Origin of the sequence: Algoriphagus ornithinivorans (assembly GCF_900115305.1) — a bacterium.
In the GTDB taxonomy this organism is placed as follows: domain Bacteria; phylum Bacteroidota; class Bacteroidia; order Cytophagales; family Cyclobacteriaceae; genus Algoriphagus; species Algoriphagus ornithinivorans.
This window is the reverse complement of the sequence record NZ_FOVW01000002.1, coordinates 428,687-453,495: the sequence shown is the minus strand read 5'-3', so window position 1 is coordinate 453,495 and position 24,809 is coordinate 428,687. Positions and strand designations below refer to the sequence as shown.

The following is a 24,809-nucleotide window of genomic DNA, read 5'->3' as shown; positions in this document are numbered from 1 at the left end:
CAATTAGGAAGTCAGATTTCCATAAATGGCATTTATCAAGGGATGATTTTTTGTAACTTATGAGCAAATAAAAGAAACATGGCAATTTTCAACTTAAAAGTAAACGGTAAAAATCATCAGGTGGATGTGGAAGATGATACCCCTTTATTGTGGGTTTTGCGAGATCACCTGGGATTAGTCGGAACCAAATTTTCTTGTGGTGTAGCTCAATGTGGGGCATGTACTGTTCACATTAATGGCAATTCCACTTTTTCCTGTGTAACACCAATCTCAAGTGTGGGCAACTCAGAAGTTATCACCATCGAAGGTCTTTCGGAAGATGGAGATCATCCTGTTCAAAAAGCATGGGAAGAAGTCGATGTAGCCCAATGTGGCTATTGTCAGGCTGGACAGATTATGCAAGCTGCAGCATTTCTGAAAAGCAACCCTAATCCAAGTATGGATGAAATTGACAATGCGATGAATAGAAACATCTGTCGCTGTGGCACCTATCACAAAATTAGAGAAGCAGTAGCATTAGCCGCTAAAACCAAATAATCATGAGCACAGTAACAAGAGCGAGCAGAAGAGATTTTCTGAAGATTGCCGGAACCACGGCAGGTGGATTGTTTATTGGTTTCAACTGGTTCAGTTGCGATTCCCCGAAAGTAGAGGTGTTGAGTACTGAGGAAATTTTATCTCAGGCTAAAAACTTTAATAGTTATTTATCCATCTCTCCAACTGGTGATGTGGTGATTTATTCACCTAATCCTGAATTGGGGCAAAATATCAAGACTTCTTTTCCAATGGTCGTAGCCGAAGAATTGGATGCTGATTGGGAAAAGGTCAGAGTAGTTCAGGCCAATTTGGATACTGAAAAATATGACCGTCAGCTGACCGGTGGGTCAGGAGCTATGCCACACAGCTGGGAAAGATTACGTACAGCAGGCTCAACAGCCAAATATGTATTGGTAGCTGCTGCTGCGAAAACATGGAATGTTCCAGCAGAGGAAATTACAGTAGAAAAAGGCATCATTTCACACAAAGGAAGTGGGAAAAGTGGTCACTTTGGAGAGTTCGTGACAGAAGCCGCTACCATGACTGCTCCTGAGCAAGTGACTTTTAAAGACAAAAAAGATTTTAAAATCATCGGGACTCCGGTGAAGAATGTGGATGCCAAGGAGATGTATACAGGGCAGCCATTATACGGATTGGATTTTTACAGGGAAGGAATGCTTCATGCCATGATTCAAAGAGCACCTTTTGGAATGAAAATCAAATCTGTCGACGATGCTGCAGCAAGAGCAGTGACTGGAGTTCAGGAGGTGGTAACTTTTGGAAATTCAGTGGCTGTGGTAGGTTCATCAACTTGGCCATTAATGAAAGCTAAAAAGCTGCTTCGAATTGAATATGAGCCAGAAGGTAAGGTAGAAAGCTCAGCGGATCACGATAGAATTTTCAAGGAATTATTGGCTTCAGGAAAAGCGGAAGTTCGAAGAAAAGACGGTAACGTTGACGCAGCTTTTAAAAATGCCGCTAAAGTAGTGAGCGCTGAATATCAATGTCCTTTCTTGGCGCATTCTCCTATGGAACCAGAAAACTTTTTTGCCCATGTAAAAGGAGATAAATGCGAATTAATTGGTCCTACCCAAACTCCAGATAGAGCTAGACAGTCGGCTGCTCAAATCTTGGGAATTCCAGCTGAAAATATCACAGTGGAAATCACACGTCTGGGAGGAGGATTTGGAAGAAGACTTCGTGCCGATTATGTAGAAGAAGCGGTAGAAGTATCGAGAGTTATGAATGCACCTGTCAAGGTAACCTGGAGTAGAGAAGATGAACTCACAGGAGGCGCTTATAGACCGGCTGTTAGATACAAGTTCGAAGCGGCCTTGGACGAATCGGGAAATATGACTGCATATAAGCTACGTGGAGTAGGGATGAATGCGGGTAATACAACCCGGGAGCATAATTTTCCTTCAGGAGCTGTGGACAATGTCTTGATCGAATCAGTGAATTATGAATCAAGTATCACTACCAATGCCTGGAGAGCTCCAATTACAAACTTTCTGGCGTATGCTGAGCAGAGCTTTTTGGATGAGGTTGCATTGGAAGCTGGCAAAGATCCTGTTCAGTTTAGATTGGATTTGCTTCAAAGGGCTAAAACCAATCCGGTGGGAGAGCTAGGCTATGATGTAGATCGAATGATTGGGGTAGTTCAAGCCGCCAAGGAAAAATCCAATTGGGGTAAAAATCCAAACGTGAAACAGGGATTCTCTGTGTACTTCTCTCATAGATCTTATGTTGCTCAAGTAGCTGATATCGTTATGGAAGGAGGTACTCCGACACTAAAGAAAATAACTGCGGTTACAGATTGTGGAATGGTTATCAATCCAATTGGAGCAAACCATCAGGTAAGAGGTGGCATCGTGGATGGAATGGGCCATGCAATGTATGGAAATCTAACTTTCGAAAATGGTGTACCAAAGCAGAAAAACTATGACACCTATCGCTTAATTCGAATGAAGGAAGTTCCTGAAATTGAAACCCATTTTCTAACAACTGACTTTGATCCTACTGGCTTAGGAGAACCTGCACTACCTCCAACAGGTGGTTCTATTGCAAATGCGATATTTGCTGCGACAGGTAGAAGGTTGAGAAGTCAACCATTTATTGAGCAGAAAGAATTTTCAGATATCAAATTAGATATCCGAAGAGCCTAAGGTAATAAGGTGTTAAATTAAAAAGCCGCCAAATAATCATTGGCGGCTTTTTTTTGAATTAATTTATGAATTATTGAATTGCTGCTGCTTCAGCTTTTAGCATTTCATGATCATCATTTAGACCAGCATTAATAAATTCCTGAGCTGCCTCTGTTTTCTCTTGGCCATTTTTTAGTAAAACGCCCAAGACTAACATAACACCAATTCGAGTACCCACTTTTTTAGCAGCAGTATTGAATAAAGGTTCAATTTCCTCATAGCTCACTTCTTCAGCTAATTTGAGTATGGATGCTTTAGCATTCGCCAACTTTTCTTCTGGAAGATTGGTTAGCTTTTTACTCAATTGTTGAATCTCGTTCAAAGGACTTCTTTTACCTTGATTCTGCTGAACAGCAGGCTGTTTTGGTTGCTGCGCTACTGTATTTTGCTTAGCCCAAGAGTCTTTTAAGCCAACAGTTTTATTGAAAATCAAATGCCCCTCCTTGGAATCTGTGTCTAAAGTGAAGTAACCCAATCGCTGAAATTGGTATTTATCATCCAAAGTTGCTTGAGCTAAATAGGGCTCCAAATAAGCCTTTTTGATGATATTCAAAGAGTCCGGATTGATAAACTCCATGAAGTTTTTGTCCTCATGTGCATCAGGAGCCTCATCAAGGAACAACCTATCATACTCCCTTACTTCAGCAGTGATAGCATGGACTATTGAAACCCAATGAAGTGTTCCTTTTACTTTTCTTAAACTTGCTTCAGTACCGCTTCCGGATTTGGAGTCCAAATCCACTGTACAATGAATTTCTGTAATATTTCCCGCTTCATCTTTTACTACAGAATCCGCTTTGATGATATAGGCACTTTTCAAACGAACCTCATTCCCCAAAGAAAGTCTGAAGAATTTCTTATTCGCTTCTTCTTTGAAATCCTCTCTTTCAATGTAAAGTTCTTTGGAAAATGGTACTTCATGAGTTCCAGAGTTAAGGTCTTCAGGATTGTTTTCCATGGATAGCATTTCTACCTTACCCTCAGGATAATTGGTCAAAACCACTTTAACAGGGTCCAAAACCGCCATTACTCTGGTAGCAGTTTTATTCAAGTCTTCCCGGATACAATATTCCAATAAGGATACGTCAGTGACATTATCCCGCTTAGATATTCCGGATAGGTCAGAGAATTTTCGGATAGATTCAGGAGTATATCCTCTTCTTCTCAAACCGGAAATAGTTGGCATTCGAGGATCATTCCAACCGGCAACCACCTTCTTCTGTACCAATTCCAATAATTTCCGCTTACTCATCACTGTGTAGCTCAGATTTCTTCGAGCGAATTCCCGCTGCTTAGGTCGAAGTAGGGAAGGATCATAGATTTGATCCAGGTACCAGTCATAAAGCTCTCTGTGTAGCTTAAACTCCAAGGTACACAGTGAATGAGATACCTGCTCAATGTAATCCGATTCACCATGAGCCCAATCATACATTGGATAAATACACCAATCACTTCCTGTACGATGATGCGGAGCATTAATAATTCTGTACAGAATAGGATCACGCATATGCATATTTGGAGAGGCCATGTCAATTTTGGCTCGAAGGAGATAAGATCCGGCAGGAAACTCCCCATTCTTCATCTTTTCGAAAAGTTCCAGACTTTCAGCCACAGGTCGATCTCTAAAAGGGCTAGGTTTTCCTGGAGTAGTAGGGGTACCTTTTTGCTCTGCAATCTGTTCAGATGACTGTTGATCTACATAAGCTTTGCCTTCTTTGATCAATTGAACAGCCCAATCGTACAGCTGTTGAAAATAATCAGAGGAATAGCATTCATTAGCCCATTTGAAGCCAAGCCATGCAATGTCTCGTTTGATTGCATCAACATATTCCTGCTCTTCTTTGGCAGGGTTGGTGTCATCAAAGCGAAGATTGACAGGAGCATTGTACTTTTCTCCCAATCCAAAATTCAAACAAATGGAAGCTGCGTGGCCAATATGCAGATAACCATTCGGCTCCGGAGGAAAGCGAAAACGGAGTTTTTCCTTCGGAAGACCTTTAGCTAAGTCCTCTTCTATAATTTGTTCAATAAAATTGAGTGTCTCTGGTGATTCTTTCATAATTGAAAAACTGAATGCCAAAATTACTTCAAATGAAAGGAATTGCAACCTTTCATTTAAAATGAGGCACATGAATTTGAGATTAATTCAGATTATGTTGAAAGATGAAAAAAATCAGATCTCATCCATTTCTCTGCTAGGCCAATAAGGCCCTATCAGTTTTAATTTGGAAGATTTTGAATCAAATTCAAAATCAATTTTTAAAGATTCTCTCACTTGTTCATGAATGGCCAGGCAGGCATTAAAATGAACCAAGGAAAAATCCACCTCAAAACTGCCTGAATTAGAATCAGAAAATTGAGGCTCGGTTTTTAAGTTTACATCCTCGGCTACTGCACCTTCTTTTTTGTAATAATAGGAAAGAAAAATGCCCAAATCTTTCTTTTTGGCTTTCAAGAAAGAACTCAATGAATCGTCTTTTATTTGAGATTTGGGATAGTCAAATGTCCAAGTTTCTTGCATACTGCAATTTAACTATCTAAAATGAATTTTACCTTTTCAGTAACTTAAATCCAATTTCTCTTCCTTGTCCCTGAAACATGGCAAGATTAATCCAAAACCAAGCGAATTGCTCCATTAATTCAAATTTGTCATTTCCACCAATTGAATAGCAAGCTTCAAATCCACCATCTTTTGCAAGTTGGATTGCGACCGTTTTTCCTTTTTCACTATCGCCAGCGACAAACAAGTCCAATGAATGGGCTCCGTATTTAGGGTTTTGCATGTTATTGTAGCCAGTGGTATTGAAACATTTGACTACATCTCTTGAGGCAGTATGATCAAGTATTGCGGCTGAGGTTGATTTATATCCAATGGGGCCATTTCCCATAATAATATTCATGGCGTCTATGATAATTTTTCCAGAAGTATCGCCTAAGCTTTGGGCTACTTCAATTGCTGCCTTTGCTGGAGTTGCTATTAAGATCACCTCAGAAATTTTTACAGCTTCAGATACTGAATGAACTGTTGTATTTGGGTTTGAGACCAAATTATCTCCCTTAAAATTGGAGCTATCCTGAACACCCAAATGAATTTGATGTCCTGATTTTGCCCATTTAGTGGCTAATGCACCACCAACGTTTCCCGTTCCTATAATTGCTATTTCCATATCCTTACTTTTTTGATTTTAAATTCAACAAATCCACCACCAATTTCGCTGCTGCTTCACCAGAATTTTGCTGTTGACCTGTAATCAAGTTTCCATCTTGAATGGCATAGGAAGAAAATGGAGAAGAAACTTTAAAAGTTGTTCCTTTCAATTTTCTTGCTTCTTCTTCTATTCGATAAGGCTGAATTTTCATACCTACTGCCTGATCTGCAAATTCTTCCTCAGCATCTGCAAATCCCGTCCATGTCTTTCCTCTTACAAGGAGCTCACCGTTAGACTTTTTTGCTTCCAATAGGAGAGTAGTAGCATGACAAACAGCGGCACTGGGCTTACCTAATTCAAAAAATGTCACAAATAGCTTTTCCAAGTTGGTATTTCCTCTGAAAGTGTACATGGGACCTTGACCTCCAACAAGAAATATAGCATCAAAATCCGAAGGATTGACAGAATTCAATTTTCTAGTGTTTTTCAGCATTTCATTGAATTCAGGTTTTTGCATATAGCCCAATGAAATCACATCATGTGCGGAATAGCCACTGGAATCATTTGGATTAGAGTAAGCATCCATTTCCAGTTTTCCTCCCTCGGTAGAAGCCAACTCCATTTCATAGCCTGCTTCCTGGAAAACTCGAAGAGGATGTGTCAACTCTGCGGCCCAAAATCCAATTGGCCATCCAGTTTGTTTTGATATTGTAGGAGAACTGGCAACCATTAATATTTTTCCTTTAAATGGTGCACCATGGAAATGCACATAGCTTTGTTTTTCTTGAATCTTGCTCATAAAATTTTGGTTTAGCGAACAAGACAAATTTGAAATTAAACAGTACCTTTAACAATATACTTACTTATAGTTAGGATATACACTTTTAGGAAAGAAATGGAAAATTGATACGATATGCCTGATTTCTTGTTTGACAAAAAGCTTTATTACAATCCTGTAGAGTTTGCAATGGACAGGATCGGTGGAACTTGGAAAATGCCTATTCTTTGGAGATTAAAAGACCGGGTAATGCGCTATGGAGAACTTAAAAAAGATATTCCGCATATCACTCATAAAATGTTGACCAGTCAATTGAGAGAACTGGAAGCCGAAGGGTTTATTGATAGAAAAGTCTATCCCGTAGTGCCTCCAAAAGTGGAATACTCTATCACTGAGAGGGGTTTAAGTGCTATACCAATTATTGAAACAATCAGAAATTATGGACTTCAGTTGATGGAGGAGTTCAATGTAAATGAAAACCATTAATTCTTAACCAATGAAATACCCCATTTACTTAGACTATAATGCCACTACTCCTTGCACTGAAGAAGTAATGGAATCCATGCTTCCATTTTTTTCGAATCATTTTGGAAATGCGGCAAGTAAGAGTCATCCCTTTGGCTGGGTTGCAGAGAATGCGGTAGAAGAAGCCCGGGAAAAAATTGCTCAATTGATTGGTGCTAAGTCTAAGGAAATAATTTTTACATCTGGAGCTACAGAGGCCTTAAATTTGGCTATAAAAGGTACTTTTGAAGCATTTTTGCCCGGAAAACAGCATTTCATCACCTGTCAATCCGAGCATAAAGCCGTTTTGGATTGCTTTGAAGAAATTGAAAAAAGGGGAGGAGAGGTGACCTATTTACCCGTAGACGAGATGGGTAAAATAAGCATAGATCAATTAGTCAAAGCCATTCTCCCGACTACCAAAGCGATTTGCCTAATGTGGGCAAATAATGAAACAGGAATCATTCACCCCGTAGAGGAAATCGCAAAATTATGTGAGGATAGAAATCTGATTTTAATTACGGATGCAGTGCAGGCAGCTGGTAAGATCCCGGTTTCTACCCAAGGAATTCATTTGATGGCTATTTCTGCTCATAAATTATACGGTCCTAAAGGTATAGGCGCATTGTACGTGCGACACAATCATGAATTGCCCAAGCCACTGGCTCAAATCCATGGAGGAGGCCATGAAAAGGGAATGAGAAGCGGAACACTAAATGTACCTGGTATAGTGGGTTTTGGAAAAGCTGCAGAGCTGAGAATGGAAGAAATGAATGAAGAAGCTAATCGATTGCAAAAGCTTAGAAATCAGTTGCAAGAGGGATTACTAAAAATCTCTGATACACAATTGAACGGAAGTCAAGATAATCGTTTGCCCCATGTTTGCAACATCGCATTTTCAGGAGTAGAAGGAGAGGAGCTATTGAAAAGAGTGAATCAAAAAGTAGCGGTGAGTTCGGGTTCTGCCTGCACATCTATTTCCCCTAAACCTAGTCATGTATTGAAAGCCATGGGATTGGATCCAGATTTAGGAAGAGCGTCAATACGATTTTCTTTGGGAAGAAAAACTAGCGAAGACGAAATTCTACAAACCGTAGATTGGGTAGAAAAAGTAGTAAAAGAATTAAGAGGATAGATCTTATTTGAGATTCTTGATCTTTTTCAAATCATCTTCAGTATCCAAATCAATCGCACCCTCGGGAAAATCAAGCGCCAAAACATCTTCAGAATGATTGAAAATCACCTTTTTAGCACCCTCTGAACCTTTGAGGCTCAGTAATTCATTGAAATAGGATGCATCAAAAAGCGCAGGCACACCTATGGTTCCAGAGTAAGAACAAGCGATGATTCCTTTACCAGAGCTTTCTTTCTCCTCAATCAATCGATTCAAAAGAACCGCATCAACAAATGGCTGATCACAGAGCATCAAAATCACTTGATCGGTTTGGATATTTTCTATCAAAAACTTGAGCCCTGTTTGCATACTGGAAGCCATACCTTCTTCCCAGCTCTTATTGATTACAACAGGTACGTTTTTGCTTTCAAAACCAGTTTGGATAAAGTCAGGATTCCAACCCAAAACAATTACTATAGAATCTGCTTGGCTTTTTTTAGATTCTTCTATAGCGTTTTGAATCAGCGTTTTACCTCCCAGCTCCACCAATTGCTTGGGTCTACCTAATCTGGAAGATGAACCTGCGGCCAAAAGAATTATGCCTGTTTTCATAGCCCAGACTCGTGAATGGGACCTTTTTTGTCCCGAAGGAAAATGGGACTCTTTTGATTTAGAACTGCTTTAATTTCTGCCATAATAGAAAGCGCAATTTCTTCAGAAGTTTCAGCTCCGATTTCAAGACCTACAGGGGCATAAATATTCTCCATGTTGACTTGCAAACCTTTGGATTCCAATCGCTGTACCAGTTTTTCTGTCTTTTTCTTAGGCCCAAGAATTCCGATATAGGGAAGGTCTGATTGCAGGAGCTTTTCCAAAATAATCACCTCATATTCAAAATTATGGGTCATTAAAAGAGCAACAGTATTGGAATCGGTACTTATGCTTGGCAACACTTCTTCTGCAGAACCAACAATAATATTTTGAGCCGATGGAAAACGTGCAGATGTAGCCTGATTTTTTCTTCCATCGAAAAGAAATAGCTCCATTCCCAATAATTCGGCCATTTGGGCTACAGGCCTTGTGTCGTTTCCCGCACCAAAAAGTAATACCCTCGTTACAGGATGTATTTTTTCGAAGAATACGGAAATCTGATCCAACTCTTCGTATTCCATGATTTGACTCTGATTTTCTTGAAAGCCATTGATTTCGTGTTTTATCCTGAGCCATTGCTGAGGATTCAATTTTCCAGAATTGCCGAATTCCTGATTTCCTCTTTTTAAAAAGATGGTACCTATTTGCTCTGATTTAGATCTAGGAATAGAAAATACAGTAAGCAGAAGACTGGATTCACGCTCTTGGATGGCCTCCTTGATTAATTCAACGGGGTTGCTTGGATTAGAAAAATCCAATGGTTCAATCAATACGTGGATTATTCCATTACAACCTAGCCCTACGCCGAATTTTTGATCATCTTCATCCGTAGTATCATAAGTTACAAGCATGGATTTTTGCTGAAAAATTACCGTTTGGGCCTTTCTCAAGGCATCTCCTTCCAAACAGCCCCCACTGATCGCACCTGTTAATTGTCCATCTTGGGTTACGAGCATTCTCGCACCTGGTCTTCTATAGGCAGATCCATCTACTTTTACCACAGTAGCCAATGCGGCTGAAATGGATTCTTCCTTGCAAACTTCGTAAGCCTGAATAATCTGCTTGAACTCTTTCATGCGCCTAAGTTAACTCAATTGGCTAACTGCATCCTTTCATTTTTCAAACAAAACCATACAGAAAGCAAACAGGATAAAAATAAATAGACAATAAAGAAAGTCAAGGCTCCGGGGAAAACTTCATTGATCCCAAACCAATCACCTGAAGTAAAAATGAAGTAAAAGGCATATATCACTTTCAAAACTTCCCAAACCCAAGCATTGGGATTTCTATCCATTAATTCGGTGTAAGAGTAAACTGTCAAAAAGACAAAGGCTCCGTAATAAAAGATATCAGGCACTCCAATGCTGGCTAAATTTCCAAACAAATAGCTGAGAAGGAGCAAAAGCACAATTAACTGGGCAAAACTCCAAATCAACATTCCTTTGCTGAGGAATGGGTTGTATTTCTCAAAGTGATAAACGTCTTCAATTTTGTAGACAGGATATTTCTCGGAAACATCTTTGGGTCTCCAACCCAATGGCATAAACCAAATTTTTAGCTTGTCTTTCCAATCTTGAGCTCTCCAGGCATCTTTGATCAGAAGCCAAAGGTGCATAAAATTGATTTTAATCGGATTCCAGGTTCGAACTGGTCTTGTCACCCCATAAACTGCTGGGACATTCTCCTGTTCTTCCTGATAAGTTCCAAATAGCTTGTCCCAAATGATAAAAATTTGCCCATAATTCTTATCCAAATATTCCGGATTGATGGCATGGTGAACCCGGTGATGGGAAGGGGTAACTATGATTTTTTCCAAGAAACCCATTTTGCCGATATGTCTGGTGTGATACCAGAACTGAGCAAAGAGATGTAAGGGAGCTACAATGGCAATTACTTGGGCTGGAACACCCAATAGAGCAGCCGGAAGTAAGAAAATTCCGAATATTTTGACGATTGAGGAGATGCTTTGTCTTAAGGCACAAGCTAGATTAAATTCCTCTGAGCTATGATGAATGATATGATTGTTCCAAAATAGATTATACTCATGGGAAATTCTATGCACCCAATAGCCTGCAAAATCCAAAGCAATAAAAGCGATTACGTATGTCAACCAAGAGGCATCGATTTGAAATAATCCAAATTTTCCGGCCATCCATTCATAAGAGATAACTACGATACTTAAACCCAAGACATCTTTGGTCACATTGGTTATTCCCGAGCTGAGACTCGCAATCATATCATTTACAGGAACCGTATCATTTCCTTTCCATACTCCCCAAAACTTCTCAAACAACACCAGCACAAAAAAGGCGGGCATAGCGATTAATAAGATTTTACCGTAGGTTTCCATTTGAGTTTATATTCCAATACTAAACTTAGGAATTATGCTGATTTCATTCAAATTCCATGAATTTGAGCAGCTTTTTTTGATACATATCAACCAAAGAATATCTTTTAAAAAGATACCAGAAAAATATTTCTATTTTTCTACTCTCTAAATCCAAGGCATGAATCGATTATACCTACTAATAACCTTATTTTCTTTGGTCTGGTTTCCAACTTTTGCTCAAATAGATAAAGTTGAGATTCAGCGCCTTTCAGAAGAAAGTTTGCTTCCGTCTTTAAACAAGCTTAATGAATTCCTGAAAATCCCGAATAACGGCCGGTTTCCTGATCAAATTCAAGCAAATCTCAATTGGTGTCAAAAAGAATTGGACAAACTTGGATTTGAAACTCAAGTACTCAGCGCAGGGGGAGTTCCTCATTTATTTGCAAAAGGAAAAATTGACCCCGCGAAAAAAACGATTCTTGTTTACATGCAGATTGATGGGCAAGCAGTGGATACCACAGCTTGGAACCAAAAAAGTCCATTTGTCCCTGCCTTGAAAAAAGAAGTAGATGGGAAATTGCAGGAAATAAATTGGAGTTCATTGAATGACAAGATCGATTTGGATTGGAAAATTTTTGCCCGGTCGGCCTCAGACTCCAAAGGTCCAGCCATGAGCTTTTTGACGGTTATGGAAATTTTTCAGCAAAACCAAATTGAGCCGGCAGTTAACCTGAAGCTGATTCTCGACTTTCAAGAAGAACTCTCATCTCCAGAATTAGATGGAATAGTGCAGGCTAATCAAGCATTATTTGCAGCCGATGGAATATTGATCATGGACGGTACCCGTCACTTATCCAACCTCCCCAATCTAGCATTTGGTGCAAGAGGAATAGCTACTGCCACTATTAAAGTATTTGGAGCAAAAGAAAATCTGCATTCCGGACAATATGGGAATTTCTCCCCGAATCCGGTTTTTGGCTTATCCAAACTGTTGGCAGCAATGAAAGATGAGTCTGGGAAAGTAGCAATCCCGGGCTTTTATGAAGGAGTCAATTTGAGTGAATCCGACATGCAAGCAATGGCCGAAGTGCCGGAATCTATGGAAGAAATCCTGGATGAACTTGGAATAGCTAAAGCAGATCAAGTGGGAGGGAGCTATCAGGAAGCTATGCAGTATCCATCATTAAATATTAGGGGAATCAATGCAGGTTGGGTAGGAAAGGAGGTAAGGACTTTGATACCTTCTGTGGCCATAGCAGAAATTGATATCCGGACAGTCAAAGAGACTCCCGGAGAGAGACAAATAGCACTTTTGCGAAAATTTATCTCCGATCAAGGCTATTATATAATAGATGGCGAGGAGCCAAGCTTGGAAGAGCGAAAGGCTTACTCAAAACTTACCTCTTTTGATTTTCGCATCGGTTCCCAGCCTTTCAGAACCTCCATGGATTCTGATTTTGCACTATGGTTGGAAGCAGGAATGAGGCATGTTTTTGGATCAGATTATGTCAAAACCAGACAAACGGGTGGCTCCCAACCAATGGCACCTTTCATCAATATTTTAAATGCTCCGGCAGTTTCCGTACGGATTCCAAATCCAGATAACAACATTCACGGACCTAATGAGAATATCAGAATTGGTAACTATCTGGAAGGAATCCAAACATGTTTAAGTATTCTTTCCCAACCTTTTCAATGAATTCATTTGATGAAATCATATCTCTAGTAATTGTTTTATTAACAGTTACTTTTGTATTGAAAATCAATACTTTAAATAATAAAATAATTGAAGGAATTCTCAACTGGTTTCCTGCAATTTTATTTGCTTATGTGATCCCGGCAGGATTTACCCACCTCTGCGGGTGGGATCTATCCAGTGTTTATTTACACAGCCTAAGCAGAAACTGGATTATCCCAATCACCCTTTTGGCAGTGATGTCCGCATTACCTTTCAAGCAATTGGCAGTGGTAGGATTAAGACCTTTGGTTTTATTTTTTGGAGGAAGTCTCTTTATAGCAACATTACCCGTATTACTGGTTTCAGGAGTGCTTTTACTCGAACCAGGTAATGATGTTATCTTTTTCGAACAGGAATATTGGAAAGGACTCGTCCCCATAGTTGGAGGCTGGATTGGCGGAAGTACCTCTCAGTTGATTTTAAAAGAGCTCGCCCAAACCCCTGAAAATATCTTTCTCTCAGTTTTGGTATTGGATAATATTTTGGTCAATATCTGGACAATCTTGATGTTTCAGTTTATCAAAAAAGGTGAAGTTCTCAGCAAACTGATAGGAATCCAAGATCCTCTTCCAAGCACCTTGGCAGACCCCAAAATCAATTCTGGAAGGAAAATCAGACCCTTGGTGATCATTATAATTTTTGCTCTGATCACAGGTATCAGTTACTTTTTAAATCTATCATTCCTTGTGCTGGTTATAAGTTTATCAATTTTGGGAATGCTTTTGGGTAACTTGATTACACATTGGAATACCTCATTTTCCCTGAAAATGGGAGGAGTCTGTATTGTTTTGGTCATGGCCATTCTTGGTTTGCGATTAGATTTCAGCAACCTAACCTTACCTTGGAGCTTTGTAAGTTTGGTTTTGGTTTGGTTGATTTTGCACTTTATTCTGATGTTAGTCCTATCCAAAGTATTGAGGCTTAATCTGATCTGGGTTCCCATCGCATCCATGGCAAATTTGGGCGGAATTTCTACTGCTCCGGCAGTTACAGCTGCATATAGGAAAGATTTAATGCCTCATGCGGTGCTATTAGCCATTTTGAGTATGGTTACCGGAACAGGGTGGGGGATGCTCACTATTTATTTATTCCAACAATTCTAAAGCAAGCAGCTTATAATTCTGATTAAATTCTAAAAAAGTATATGGACATTCCCAGTTTAGCCACCTTGAAAAAAGACCTTGGCTATCTTTCTGAACAGGAAATTAAGGATCTTTTGATCGAATTAATAAAGTTTAGCAGGGACAATAAGGCCTATTTATTTTTTAAACTCTATGAAAGGGATCAGCCAGGATTATTTGTGGAAATGGTTAAAGAAGATTTATTAGTTGAATTTGAAAAGGCTAGGGTAGAGCATGGTTATTATGCGAAAAAATCAGCTCAAAGTATTCGTAGAAAAATGAATAAGCTTTTAAAATTATCAAAGTCCAAATCCGATCAGGCTGAGGTCATTCTTTTCTTTTGTGAAAAAATAAAGGAAATGGGATTTTTAAAGCATCGGAATTCTGTGATCAAAAATCTGTATGAGATCCAGAAAGGAAAAGTTGAAAAGTTAGTAAGTGGATTACACGAAGATTTACAGTACGATTTCCAGTTTCGACTGGAGGAACTATAAAAAAAAAGTCCGGGCAAAATACCCGGACTTTTTAAAACCAACCATCTACTATTAATTTACATTCACCCCAATATTTCCTTGGGCAACAACTGTTGCAAGTTCTGCCATGGAGAGGTGTACATTGATATATCCGTTAAATTCCAATAGTTGCTCATAAGTAATTGCTGTTTCATCATCTAAAGCAACAATATTGGTCATGCTCATTCCTGTAGTACCATCAACTGGCGTAAAGGTAAATGCAATGCTTCCACCCATTTCGGCTGTATTATTGTGAATATGGGCTGGGTGAGAAGAGCCTGCTATTGTGTTTTCTACATCTAAAATTGCTAGGGTAGTACCATTAGCTCTTTTTCTAAAAGTCGCAGTACCATTAATTCCTACTACATCTTTTTCACCTAATACATAGGTAGTTGACTCTCCGGTTAATTCATTGGATCCGATATCACCTTGAGCAACGATGGTTCCCAATTCGCTGGCAGATAGATGCACATTGATATATCCATTGAATTCTAAAATATCATCATACCCGATCATAGAATCATCGTCTAGCGTGGCTACGTTGGTCACACTTACACCAGTTGCACCATTGACTGGAGTAAAAGTGAAGGCAATTCCACCACCTTCTAATGCTGTATTAAAGTGAATGTGTGCTGGATGCATTCCGTCTTCAGGAGTGTTCATCAACTCGATCATAGCTAAAGCTTCACCGTTCACACGCTTCTTGAAAGTAGCTGTACCGCTAATTCCATCCACATCTTTTTCTCCTAACTCATAAACTTTTTCTTCTCCAGTAAGCTCATTTTGACCTATATCTCCTTGGGCCACTAAAGTTCCTAGATCTTCTGCAGACAAGTGAATATTCACATATCCATCAAAATCCAATAATTGAGTATAGGTAATAGGAGTACCGTCATCTAGAGTTGAAATATTGGTTGCACTCATTCCTGATGCACCTACAACAGGGTTGAAAGAAACTGCGATTGCACCACCTTCGGCTGCAGTATTAAAGTGAATGTGACCTGGGTGCATTCCATCGTCCGGAGTTCCCATTAACATAATTTCCGCCAATGTTTCACCATTAACTCTTTGACTAAAAGTAGCAGTACCGCTAATTCCATCTACATCTACAGAACCTAGGGCATAAGTCTTAGATTCACCAGTTAAGGCATTCTCACCGATATCACCCTGAGCGATCAAGGTTGCCAAATCGGAACTTGACAAATGCACATTGATATAACCATCAAAATTAATTAGCTGCTCATAGGAAATGGCGCTACCATCGTCTAGTGAATTTACTGTGACGCTGCTCATTCCGGTTGTACCGTCAACTGTTCCTAAGGTTAATGCAATATCACCACCTTCAGCTGCAGTATTAAAATGAATATGAGCTGGATGCATTCCACCAGAAGGTGTACTTGACAGACGAAGATTAATGGTGGTTGTGTTATCGTCATTTTCAACAAATTCAGCTGTTCCAGAAATCGATGGATCAGATACTGAGCTTAATTGAAAAGTTGCTGTTTGACCCGTAGGCATTGGCATGGGGTCAATTGGATCGATGTTTTGGTCGCAACTGACCAAAACTGCGGAGAATAATAAGAGTAATCCTCCCAAAATTTGTCTTGTGTAGTACATAATTTTTGAGGTTAGTTAAAATTTTAAATAGCAGGATTGGTTTCCTGTACTTTGATCTACTTTTTTAGCTACGAAGTGCTTTTAGGGTATGGATTGACTAAAATCAAAATTTTCAGGATTTTCTTTCTCTGCGGATGCTTAATCGATTTTGAGATATTTATTATTTGTTACATAATTTACATTATGTTAAGTATTAAATTTTGATACCTCGATTCCATTATAATTTTTTAACTTCAGCGAAATTTATCCCTACCCCAGAATTCACTGAATGAAGATCAATCTGTCTACCCTCGGTTTATTTGCAGGACCGCTTTCTTATTTTCTTATTTTATCTTTTGTCCAATCTCCGGATTTAAATCCTCAAGCTTTAGCCATGCTAGCCTTAGCATCCTGGATGGCTATCTGGTGGATCACTGAAGCTTTGCCAATTGCAGCTACGGCTTTTCTTCCTTTAATATTCATGCCCACTTTGAATATTCTGCCAATTGCTAAAGTTTCTTCCAATTACATGCATCCTACGGTTATGTTATATATGGGTGAATTTCTAATGGCTACAGGGATAGAAAAATGGAATCTACACCGCAGGATCGCCCTATCCATAATTAACTTAATTGGCACTGATCTTCGAACTATTGTTTTGGGATTCATTTTAGCCACTGGATTTCTATCCATGTGGATTTCGAATTCAGCCACTTCATTGATGATGCTACCCATTGGATTGGCTGTAGTAAAGCAATTTGAGGATTCATTTGGCTCCGAAAATTTAAGCCTCTCTCAAAAATTGGGGAAAAATATCATGTTGGGAATTGCCTACAGCGCTTCTATTGGAGGTGTGGCAACCCTTATCGGAACTCCTACCAATACGATTTTAGCTGCCGTAGTCTCAGACCTTTATGATTATCAAATCGGTTTTAATGAATGGATGCTTTTTGGCTTTCCTTTATCCATTACACTTATTTTTATATGTTGGTGGTATTTAGTGACTTATGCCAACCCTCTTCCAAAAAGGTTTAAGCTAAACGATGCTAAAACCATCGTGTCTGAACAGCTCCAAAAACTAGGAAAAATCTCCTATGAGGAAATAAATGTATTGGTCGTTTTTTCCTTAGTTTGCTTTGCATGGATATCCAGAAGCTTCCTCTTAGATCAGCTTATACCCGGTATTGACGACACCATAATTGTACTAACCGGAGTGGTAATTTTATTTCTCCTCCCCGATTCAACTAAAACTAAAAGAATTCTAGACTGGAAAACAGCAGAGCAAATTCCTTGGGGAATTTTGATCCTCTTTGGAGGTGGTTTGGCTTTGGCAGAAGGTTTTAAAGAAACAGGCTTAGCCGAGTGGATCGGTCAAAGATTCACCCTAATTGAAGGTGTGGGATTTTTCTTCCTGCTTTTGGTGATTATAGCATCTGTTAACTTTTTAACAGAGGTTACTTCTAATGTGGCAACTGCTTCCATGCTTCTCCCAATTCTCGCTTCTGTAGCGATCAAATTAGACTTACATCCTTTCGGTTTGATGGTTGGCGCTACTCTGGCGGCAAGTTGTGCATTTATGCTCCCTGTTGCCACCCCTCCCAACGCAGTCGTTTTCGGATCTGGTTTTCTACAAATGAAAGATATGGTCAAGGCTGGATTTTGGCTTAATATTTTATCAATTCTGCTGGTAACGCTTATGGTCTATTTCCTTCTTCCTTTGTTCTGGGATATTAATTTGCTTCAGAACCCATTTGATTAATTAAATAGCCTTTCCATCCCATAAACTAACCTATTCATCCCAACAAATTGACGCTGATTAGCCAACATGGTATTCTTGTATCCATGAAAGCAAGGGAAACAAAAAATTCAATTAGGCAGAAAAACGGGAAATCAGGTTTCTATTTTCTGATGATTGCGGCCTTGCTTTATCACATTTATTCCATTTTGACCCAATTCTAAAACCTATGAAGGTAAAAAGCTTTGATTTCAGGCAAATCGAATGGTGGCTGGTGAGCAGCGCTACCCTAACAGCATTCTTATTTATCCTCTTTGGATACAGACCACAGTTTTCTAATGACTCTGGTCAGGAAATATTCAAATTTATTAGCAGACTTGTCATTTTGGGAACAATCTACACTGCTTTCCATTTGGTGCAGATGATTTTGATACCAAAGTTTCAAAATGATAGCAACAAATGGCCTTCAATCTTACTGATGGCTTTAACCGGCGTTTTGACTTTTGTCATTTGCGCTATTTTCAGCTATCAATCAGGTTTAGTCAAAGCGGGCTTTCCTACTTTTTTGGTGGGGATTTTAGTCTTATTTATCTGCTATCTTCTTGCCGGAAGTCTCTTAAATCAAGCCTTAACTCCGCCAAGAGTCAGAGATTATCAATTGTATAATTATGCTCGTCTGATTATAGCTTTCTTATTTACCTTTTTCTTTCTAATTCAACTAGACCCCATCACCGGATTTGGTCCCTCCATCATTTTTGGCGTATTTATCCCTATTATTTTCATCGCAGGATTATATAATTTCTTTTTGGTTTATGGAAAAAGAAGAGAAGGCAAAATCAAAGCATCAAGATGGTATAATTGGGGTTTGTCTTCTATCATACTTTTAATATTTTTAGTCATCTCCTTAGAAGAAAATCAGGAGGAGATTTTTGTGATTGGTGGATTGGGAACTGTTGCTTTTATTCAGTTGATCTTCTTTCCTCTCACAACTTTTCTTTTCAAAAAGTATGACAATTATATAGGCCAGATTACTTCCCTTAACACTAAAATTGATCAGGGACAGGCCAATATTGATTTTCTAAGATCTCAGATTAATCCACATTTTCTTTTCAATGCTTTGAATACGCTATATGCGAGTTCATTGATAGAAAATGCAGAAAAAACATCAGATGGAATTCAGAAGCTTGGCGATATGATGCGCTTCATGCTTCATGAAAATCAAATGCCTCAAATTCCATTATCTAGGGAAATTACCTATCTCAGAAATTACCTGGATCTACAAATGCTACGATTTGGTGCTCAGAAAAACCTGGATACTGATATTCAAATTAATGAGAATCAATGTTCCGGAGAGATTGCTCCCATGCTGATTATTCCATTTGTAGAAAATGCTTTCAAGCATGGAATAAGCGCCAAAGAAAAATCCTGGATAAAAATTAACCTCAGATGTATTTCCGGTTCTCTGCACTTGGATGTGGTCAATAGCGTTCACCCTAAAAGTTCAACCAAAGAATCAAAACAGGAGGAATCAGGCATAGGACTAGAAAATGTTAAAAAACGATTGGAGTTACTATATCCTCATCAACATCAATTAAATATCGTTTCCAATGACAATGATTTCTTTGTACATTTTTCAATCCAATTAAAATAACCCTATGCTGCAAGCAGTTGCAATAGACGATGAATCCTATGCGCTGGAAGTAATCAAAGCACATGCTTCTAAAGTGCCTTTCTTGGAAGTCAATGCATATTTCACCAATGCTATTGAGGGATTGGAATACATTAAATCCAATCCTGTGCAAGTAGTATTTCTGGACATCAATATGCCGGATTTATCGGGAATTGATTTGGCGGAACTTCTACCTACTGATGTGCAGGTGATTTTCACCACGGCTTACTCGGATTTTGCAGTGAAAGGTTTTGAGTTGAATGCCATGGATTATTTATTAAAGCCATTCTCTTTCCCTCGATTTCTAAAAGCTTGTCAAAAGGCTCAGGAATGGATCTCGCTGCACGAATCGGATAAAGATTCCCATCTATTCATCAAGACCTCTGAGGGAATCGCCAGAGTGGATTTCGACGAACTTCTGTACTGCGAGTCTCAGGGGAATTATGTCAACTTCCAGCTGGAAAATCATAAAATTGTAAGTCGAATGACTCTTTCTCAGGTAGAGAAAGAGCTCCCCTCCTACTTTTTTCGAACTCACCGTTCTTTTCTAGCCAATCGAAATCTCGTAAATAGAATAGAAAAGCATCAACTTCACCTCAAAGGGCACACTGTGCCTATCAGTTCCAGCTATGCTGATGAAGTGAACGAAATTTTCAAAAACAATTTTTAAAAACTGGTTACAAACTCCTTTCTATATTCTAAAGGAGTTTTTCCTATTTTTTCACGAAACTGCTTATTGAAGTTGGAAAGGGTGAAAAATCCACTTTCATAGCAAATTTGACTAATGTTCAACTGCTCATTTTGCAAAAGCTTACAGGCGTGATTAATGCGGATAGAAGACAAGAAATCACTAAAGGACTGATTTGCTCTACTTTTAAAATAGCGACTAAAAGCACTTTCCGACAGATTACAGATATCCGCAACTTCCTTTAAAGCTATTTTTTCATTGAATCGATGCATGACAAACTCATAAACTAATCCCATTCTGTCTTTTTCAGATTCCTTGAAGGTATTAGTGTAGGCTGCATCAGCGATGATTTGATACTCTTCGGATTGAGCGATTTTTTCCAGTATGGTCAAAAGCTGAATGAGTGATTGGACTCCTTCCATTTTAAGAAGCTCCTTCATCATTTGAGTAATCTCTCGATTGGTTTTTCCTTGTACTTCCAATCCTCTTGAGGACTTATAAAGCATGTTTGCAATAGATGAGAATTCATTCAACTCAAATACTGCATTCTGGAGGAAGTGATCGGGGAAATAGATGACAATTCCATGGGTCTCTAACTTACTATCTATCTGAAAATATTCCTGATCATTTCTCCATAGATGAGGCAAATTCGGACCAGTCAAAACCATATCTCCTTCTTTAAATGAGCTCATATGGTTACCAATAAAGCGTGTTCCTTTCCCTTTAAGGACTACAAAAAGCTGGAATTCGGAGTGAAAATGCCAATTTACATCGAAAAATGGGGCTTTTAATTCACGGATTAGAAAAGATTTGTCTTCGGGAATTCTTGACTTTTGAACAGGCTTTTTCACTACTTTTTGCTATTTATTGAAGGAAAATTAAGAAAAAATATCAAAATTCAGTCAGAATTTAAAAGTAAACAGTAAGATTTCCTGCCTAAAAATATGGAATATAGTAGCCTGCAATTAAGGTAAACCCAAATCATGAATCAACCACCTAATTACTTTCTCAAGAGTCTATATTTCCTAGGATTTATTCTCCTTTTGACTGCTTGCAATAAACCTAAAAGTTTTCTCTCCATGACCGAGCCCAGAAGGGTTGAAATATTGGTTTTGGGGCATGAAAGTGAGCATCACAATTCCGAGCAACTGATGCTCTATTTAGGAACTCCCCTATTTCAAAAAGGGATTAATTTGACTTACACCACCAATCCTGAGGATTTGAATGAGGATGTGCTTTACAATTATGATGGGCTGATGATTTATGCTAATCATGATTCAATCAGCTCATCACAGGAAAAAGCATTAAAAAAATACGTTCAAAGTGGAAAAGCTTTGATTCCGGTACATAGTGCTTCCTGGTCTTTTAGAAATTCTGACTGGTACGTTAATGCGGTAGGTGGGCAATTCAAATCCCATGGGGCTGAAAGATTCAAGGCTGAAATCGTGGATGCAGCACACCCAATCATGCAGGGAATTTCTGAGTTTGATACTTGGGATGAAACCTATGTGCATTCTCAATTGAATCCTGACATGCATGTTTTGATGGAACGAGTGGAAGGTGATCATAGAGAACCTTATGCTTGGACATTGGAGGAAGGAAAAGGAAGGGTATTCTACACTGCATATGGTCACAATGAAGAAACCTGGCAAAAGGCCGAGTTCCAAAATCTAATCGCCAATGGTATACTGTGGGCGGTGGGCGATAAAGTAAATGAGCTTTTACAAGCTTATGAAATTCCAACTCCTGAATTTCGGGATGCTGAGATTCCAAATTATGAAAGAAGAGATCCAGCCCCAAAATATCAGCTTCCGCTTTCTCCTGAGCAAAGCATGAAATTGGTACAGCTACCTGTTGGTTTTGAAATGGAATTATTTGCTAGTGAACCCATGATCATCAATCCTATGGCAATGACCTGGGATGAAAGAGGAAGGCTTTTCGTCATCGAAACTGTGGATTATCCGAATGAGGTTAGGACTGAAGGAGGAAACGACAAAATCAAGATTTTGGAAGATACAGATGGAGATGGAAAGGCAGACAAAGTCACTGTTTTCGCGGATAATTTGAATATTCCAACTTCAATTATGGCGGTCAATGGAGGCATTCTAATTTCTATGGCTCCTGATTTTCTCTTCTTAAAAGATACAGACGGAGATGATGTGGCGGATGTGAGGGAAGTATTGATGACTGGCTGGGGCAAAAGTGACACCCATGCAGGACCTTCAAACCTGAGATATGGATTTGACAATAAAATCTGGGGAGTCTTAGGCTATGCAGGCTTCAATGGAGAAGTAAGTGGCCAAAGACATTCCTTCGGACAAGGTGTGTATAGATTTGAGCCTTCGGGTGATAATCTGGAATATTTGGGAAATACATCTAATAATACCTGGGGACTTGGTTTCACAGAAGATTTTGAGACATTTATTTCCACTGCCAATGGACAGCATAGCGTATATTTTTCCATGGCCAACAATTATGTCAAAAGGCCTATTTTCCAAGGTTCTGCTAATACGGTTCATGGAATCGACAGCCATTATGATATGCCTCATTTAACACCATTTTTGAGGCAAGTAGATTGGCATGGTGGCTACACCGCTGCTGCTGGACATAATTTTTATACCGCCAGAAGTTTTCCAGAAGAATATTGGAATAAAATAGCCTTTGTAGCAGAACCGACTGGAAGGGTCCTTCACCGAGCAAAAATTCAGGCTGATGGCTCTGGATATAAAGAAAAAAATGACTTCAATATTTTGGCGAGCTCTGATGAATGGTTTTCACCAGTTCATGCAGAAGTTGGTCCTGATGGAGCTTTATGGGTTGCTGATTGGTACAACTTTATTATTCAGCATAATCCTACACCGAGAGGATTTGAAAATGGAGCTGGAAATGCCTACATCAATCCGCTTCGGGACAGTCAACATGGTAGAATTTATAGAATCAGTTATAAAGGTGGAAAAGATTCCAAAACTTTTGATCTCAAGGATGCCAGCGGAAAAGAGCTGATTGAAGCCCTAAAAAGTGATAACATGTTTTGGAGATTGACAGCGCAGCGCTTAATCGTGGAGAAGCAGGACAAATCTGTTATTTCTGATTTATACAAGATTATCTCTGACGAAAATGTAGATCAAGTTGGTTTAAATGCTCCTGCTGTCAATGCATTATGGGCTTTACACGGTCTGGGAGAACTGGATGGAGAAAATGAAGAGGCATTTAAAACTGTCACTGAAGCCCTCTCCCATCCTTCTGCCGCGGTTAGAAAAAATGCACTTCGCGTTTTACCAAATACTCCGGCGTCTTTGGATGCGATTATGAATTCCGGAATTACTCAAGACCCGGATTTAGCTACCAGAAAGCACGCTTTTCTAGCAGTTTCAGACATGCCTTTTTCTGAAAAGGCGGCTGCTATGTTAATTCAAGCTGCAGAAAGAGAAGAGAACGGGAAGGACAGCTTTTTACCTCAAGCGATTTTTGCAGCTGTTTTGGCGCACCCAACTGAATTTGCAAAAAGAGATAATTCCACAGCTTTAAGAGCTTCTGGAGATAGTGAACTTTCTTTGGCAGATAGAATTAGTCGTTCACTAGTGGCAGAGCAATACCCACTTGATCAGAGGAACAGTATCTTATTCCCTCCGGACGTTGCTGGAAAAGAAATAGCACTTCGAGTTATAGTGTCCAAAGGGCAAAACCCATTGGAAGGCGTTTTGGTGGCACAGGGAAATAATACCAATGGATATAGCCTGTATTTTTATCAAGATGCCCTTCATTTTGCAGTTGCACAAAATGAAAAACTCAATATTCTCAGCTCTAAGAAAACCCTTCCTGAAACTCAGTTTACCATCGATGCGAGTTTGAAAGAGGATGGCAGTATGACATTAAAAATCGATGGTGAGGAAATAGCCAAAGGAAAGACCAATGGATTGTTTAAGGAGTCTTTATCTCCCAACCGAGTGAGAGTTGGTCAGAATGATAGTAGAAATGTGGTTGGAAAATACGAAGGCACTTGGTGGTTTGGCGGTAGACTCAGCAATAAATCTACTCTATCATTGAATAAGCCAGGAACCTCCTTGGTGGAAGAGGAGAGTTTTGTAGCCAGCCAACAGGTAAATGGAACTTCTATCATTAAACTTGGAGTCATTCCTCATGAAATGAAATTTGACAAAGCTTCATTCACTGTAAAGGCTGGTTCCCAAGTGACTATAGACTTTGAGAATCCTGATTTTATGCAGCATAACCTGGTAATAGGCCAGAAAGGATCTATGGAACAAATCGGAAAAGCTGCGGATGAATTGGCTAGGGATCCAAAAGGAGCTGAACAGAATTATGTTCCTAAAATCCCTCAAGTGATAGCAGCCACGCGTTTGGTAGACCCCGAAGGAAGAGAATCTCTGGTATTCATAGCTCCAACTGAACCGGGTGAATATCCATTTATATGCACAGTGCCGGGGCATTGGAGAATAATGAACGGAATTATGAAAGTAGAATAG

General features: G+C 39.2%; 20 protein-coding genes. 11 read left to right on the top strand and 9 right to left on the bottom strand.

The features are described from left to right. The first annotated feature begins 78 nt into the window (after positions 1-78). Together BM073_RS04180 and BM073_RS04175 are read left to right on the top strand one after the other, a co-directional pair. Entirely contained in the window at positions 79-537 is a 459-nt protein-coding gene (locus BM073_RS04180) for a (2Fe-2S)-binding protein (RefSeq protein WP_091650774.1), read from the top strand. A gap of 2 nt (positions 538-539) precedes the next feature. Beyond that, positions 540-2,702 (top strand): xanthine dehydrogenase family protein molybdopterin-binding subunit, encoded by a 2,163-nt coding sequence (locus BM073_RS04175; RefSeq protein WP_091650770.1) that lies wholly within the window; start codon positions 540-542, stop codon positions 2,700-2,702. Positions 2,703-2,772: 70 nt separating this feature from the next. On the opposite strand, the gene BM073_RS04170 is transcribed toward BM073_RS04175, so the two are convergent. The 4 genes from BM073_RS04170 to BM073_RS04155 all read right to left on the bottom strand — a co-directional run bounded on the left by BM073_RS04170 (position 2,773) and on the right by BM073_RS04155 (position 6,689). Then, positions 2,773-4,800: a glutamine--tRNA ligase/YqeY domain fusion protein gene (locus tag BM073_RS04170; protein ID WP_091650954.1), complete on the bottom strand. Its 2,028-nt coding sequence runs from the start codon at positions 4,798-4,800 to the stop codon at positions 2,773-2,775. 114 nt (positions 4,801-4,914) lie between these two features. Further along, complete coding sequence (locus tag BM073_RS04165) at positions 4,915-5,262, bottom strand: hypothetical protein (RefSeq protein ID WP_091650767.1); 348 nt, start codon at positions 5,260-5,262, stop codon at positions 4,915-4,917. Positions 5,263-5,290: 28 nt separating this feature from the next. Continuing rightward, a complete protein-coding gene (locus BM073_RS04160) occupies positions 5,291-5,908 on the bottom strand; it encodes an NADPH-dependent F420 reductase (protein ID WP_091650765.1) in 618 nt (205 codons plus the stop codon). Positions 5,909-5,912: 4 nt separating this feature from the next. After that, entirely contained in the window at positions 5,913-6,689 is a 777-nt protein-coding gene (locus BM073_RS04155; RefSeq protein ID WP_091650762.1) for a type 1 glutamine amidotransferase domain-containing protein, read from the bottom strand. Between the two features lie 114 nt (positions 6,690-6,803). Here BM073_RS04155 and BM073_RS04150 point away from each other — a divergent pair, with 114 nt between their 5' ends. Continuing rightward, positions 6,804-7,154 carry a winged helix-turn-helix transcriptional regulator gene (locus BM073_RS04150; RefSeq protein WP_091650759.1) on the top strand — a complete coding sequence of 117 codons (351 nt, stop codon included), beginning with the start codon at positions 6,804-6,806 and terminating at the stop codon, positions 7,152-7,154. 10 nt (positions 7,155-7,164) lie between these two features. Further along, positions 7,165-8,307, top strand: coding sequence for a cysteine desulfurase family protein (locus tag BM073_RS04145; RefSeq protein ID WP_091650757.1), 1,143 nt, complete (start codon positions 7,165-7,167; stop codon positions 8,305-8,307). A 3-nt stretch (positions 8,308-8,310) separates the two neighbouring features. Here the strand turns inward: BM073_RS04145 and BM073_RS04140 are convergent, their stop codons facing one another. Genes BM073_RS04140 through BM073_RS04130 form a run of 3 tightly spaced genes read right to left on the bottom strand, consistent with a single transcriptional unit; the run spans position 8,311 to position 11,287 of the window. Continuing rightward, complete coding sequence (locus BM073_RS04140) at positions 8,311-8,898, bottom strand: nucleotidyltransferase family protein (protein ID WP_091650754.1); 588 nt, start codon at positions 8,896-8,898, stop codon at positions 8,311-8,313. Beyond that, positions 8,895-10,013 carry an XdhC family protein gene (locus BM073_RS04135; RefSeq protein ID WP_091650752.1) on the bottom strand — a complete coding sequence of 373 codons (1,119 nt, stop codon included), beginning with the start codon at positions 10,011-10,013 and terminating at the stop codon, positions 8,895-8,897. Before BM073_RS04135 ends, BM073_RS04140 begins: the two co-directional genes overlap by 4 nt. A gap of 14 nt (positions 10,014-10,027) precedes the next feature. Further along, on the bottom strand, positions 10,028-11,287 hold the full coding sequence (locus BM073_RS04130) for a sterol desaturase family protein (protein WP_091650749.1): 1,260 nt from the start codon (positions 11,285-11,287) through the stop codon (positions 10,028-10,030). 157 nt (positions 11,288-11,444) lie between these two features. On the opposite strand from BM073_RS04130, the gene BM073_RS04125 reads away from it, so the two are divergent. The 3 genes from BM073_RS04125 to BM073_RS04115 are packed head-to-tail and all read left to right on the top strand — an operon-like array spanning position 11,445 to position 14,619. After that, the gene (locus BM073_RS04125; protein WP_091650746.1) at positions 11,445-12,965 is read left to right on the top strand and encodes a M20/M25/M40 family metallo-hydrolase; all 1,521 of its coding nucleotides are present in this window, start codon (positions 11,445-11,447) and stop codon (positions 12,963-12,965) included. Next, positions 12,962-14,107, top strand: coding sequence for a DUF819 family protein (locus BM073_RS04120; protein WP_175557838.1), 1,146 nt, complete (start codon positions 12,962-12,964; stop codon positions 14,105-14,107). Before BM073_RS04125 ends, BM073_RS04120 begins: the two co-directional genes overlap by 4 nt. A 41-nt stretch (positions 14,108-14,148) precedes the next feature. Next, on the top strand, positions 14,149-14,619 hold the full coding sequence (locus tag BM073_RS04115) for a hypothetical protein (RefSeq protein WP_091650742.1): 471 nt from the start codon (positions 14,149-14,151) through the stop codon (positions 14,617-14,619). Positions 14,620-14,670: 51 nt separating this feature from the next. Here the strand turns inward: BM073_RS04115 and BM073_RS04110 are convergent, their stop codons facing one another. Beyond that, complete coding sequence (locus BM073_RS04110) at positions 14,671-16,254, bottom strand: CHRD domain-containing protein (RefSeq protein ID WP_091650739.1); 1,584 nt, start codon at positions 16,252-16,254, stop codon at positions 14,671-14,673. A 268-nt stretch (positions 16,255-16,522) separates the two neighbouring features. On the opposite strand from BM073_RS04110, the gene BM073_RS04105 reads away from it, so the two are divergent. From BM073_RS04105 to BM073_RS04095, 3 genes are all read left to right on the top strand, one after another. After that, a complete protein-coding gene (locus tag BM073_RS04105; RefSeq protein ID WP_091650736.1) occupies positions 16,523-17,992 on the top strand; it encodes an SLC13 family permease in 1,470 nt (489 codons plus the stop codon). Positions 17,993-18,197: 205 nt separating this feature from the next. Then, positions 18,198-19,619 (top strand): sensor histidine kinase, encoded by a 1,422-nt coding sequence (locus BM073_RS04100; RefSeq protein WP_091650733.1) that lies wholly within the window; start codon positions 18,198-18,200, stop codon positions 19,617-19,619. Positions 19,620-19,623: 4 nt separating this feature from the next. Then, on the top strand, positions 19,624-20,307 hold the full coding sequence (locus BM073_RS04095) for a LytR/AlgR family response regulator transcription factor (RefSeq protein ID WP_091650730.1): 684 nt from the start codon (positions 19,624-19,626) through the stop codon (positions 20,305-20,307). On the opposite strand, the gene BM073_RS04090 is transcribed toward BM073_RS04095, so the two are convergent. Next, complete coding sequence (locus tag BM073_RS04090; protein ID WP_091650727.1) at positions 20,304-21,176, bottom strand: AraC family transcriptional regulator; 873 nt, start codon at positions 21,174-21,176, stop codon at positions 20,304-20,306. The two genes, BM073_RS04095 and BM073_RS04090, sit on opposite strands and share 4 nt — an antisense overlap. A gap of 132 nt (positions 21,177-21,308) precedes the next feature. On the opposite strand from BM073_RS04090, the gene BM073_RS04085 reads away from it, so the two are divergent. Beyond that, positions 21,309-24,809: a PVC-type heme-binding CxxCH protein gene (locus tag BM073_RS04085; protein WP_091650722.1), complete on the top strand. Its 3,501-nt coding sequence runs from the start codon at positions 21,309-21,311 to the stop codon at positions 24,807-24,809.

What these genes read in the sequence shown, in the direction of transcription:
- BM073_RS04155 (WP_091650762.1), bottom strand. Translation starts at nt 6,689, where the DNA reads ATGAGCAAGATTCAAGAAAAACAAAGCTATGTGCATTTCCATGGTGCA.
- BM073_RS04100 (WP_091650733.1), top strand. Translation starts at nt 18,198, where the DNA reads ATGAAGGTAAAAAGCTTTGATTTCAGGCAAATCGAATGGTGGCTGGTG.
- BM073_RS04120 (WP_175557838.1), top strand. Translation starts at nt 12,962, where the DNA reads ATGAATTCATTTGATGAAATCATATCTCTAGTAATTGTTTTATTAACA.
- BM073_RS04110 (WP_091650739.1), bottom strand. Translation starts at nt 16,254, where the DNA reads ATGTACTACACAAGACAAATTTTGGGAGGATTACTCTTATTATTCTCC.
- BM073_RS04135 (WP_091650752.1), bottom strand. Translation starts at nt 10,013, where the DNA reads ATGAAAGAGTTCAAGCAGATTATTCAGGCTTACGAAGTTTGCAAGGAA.
- BM073_RS04150 (WP_091650759.1), top strand. Translation starts at nt 6,804, where the DNA reads ATGCCTGATTTCTTGTTTGACAAAAAGCTTTATTACAATCCTGTAGAG.
- BM073_RS04105 (WP_091650736.1), top strand. Translation starts at nt 16,523, where the DNA reads ATGAAGATCAATCTGTCTACCCTCGGTTTATTTGCAGGACCGCTTTCT.
- BM073_RS04085 (WP_091650722.1), top strand. Translation starts at nt 21,309, where the DNA reads ATGAATCAACCACCTAATTACTTTCTCAAGAGTCTATATTTCCTAGGA.
- BM073_RS04180 (WP_091650774.1), top strand. Translation starts at nt 79, where the DNA reads ATGGCAATTTTCAACTTAAAAGTAAACGGTAAAAATCATCAGGTGGAT.
- BM073_RS04130 (WP_091650749.1), bottom strand. Translation starts at nt 11,287, where the DNA reads ATGGAAACCTACGGTAAAATCTTATTAATCGCTATGCCCGCCTTTTTT.
- BM073_RS04095 (WP_091650730.1), top strand. Translation starts at nt 19,624, where the DNA reads ATGCTGCAAGCAGTTGCAATAGACGATGAATCCTATGCGCTGGAAGTA.
- BM073_RS04115 (WP_091650742.1), top strand. Translation starts at nt 14,149, where the DNA reads ATGGACATTCCCAGTTTAGCCACCTTGAAAAAAGACCTTGGCTATCTT.
- BM073_RS04125 (WP_091650746.1), top strand. Translation starts at nt 11,445, where the DNA reads ATGAATCGATTATACCTACTAATAACCTTATTTTCTTTGGTCTGGTTT.
- BM073_RS04170 (WP_091650954.1), bottom strand. Translation starts at nt 4,800, where the DNA reads ATGAAAGAATCACCAGAGACACTCAATTTTATTGAACAAATTATAGAA.
- BM073_RS04145 (WP_091650757.1), top strand. Translation starts at nt 7,165, where the DNA reads ATGAAATACCCCATTTACTTAGACTATAATGCCACTACTCCTTGCACT.
- BM073_RS04140 (WP_091650754.1), bottom strand. Translation starts at nt 8,898, where the DNA reads ATGAAAACAGGCATAATTCTTTTGGCCGCAGGTTCATCTTCCAGATTA.
- BM073_RS04160 (WP_091650765.1), bottom strand. Translation starts at nt 5,908, where the DNA reads ATGGAAATAGCAATTATAGGAACGGGAAACGTTGGTGGTGCATTAGCC.
- BM073_RS04165 (WP_091650767.1), bottom strand. Translation starts at nt 5,262, where the DNA reads ATGCAAGAAACTTGGACATTTGACTATCCCAAATCTCAAATAAAAGAC.
- BM073_RS04175 (WP_091650770.1), top strand. Translation starts at nt 540, where the DNA reads ATGAGCACAGTAACAAGAGCGAGCAGAAGAGATTTTCTGAAGATTGCC.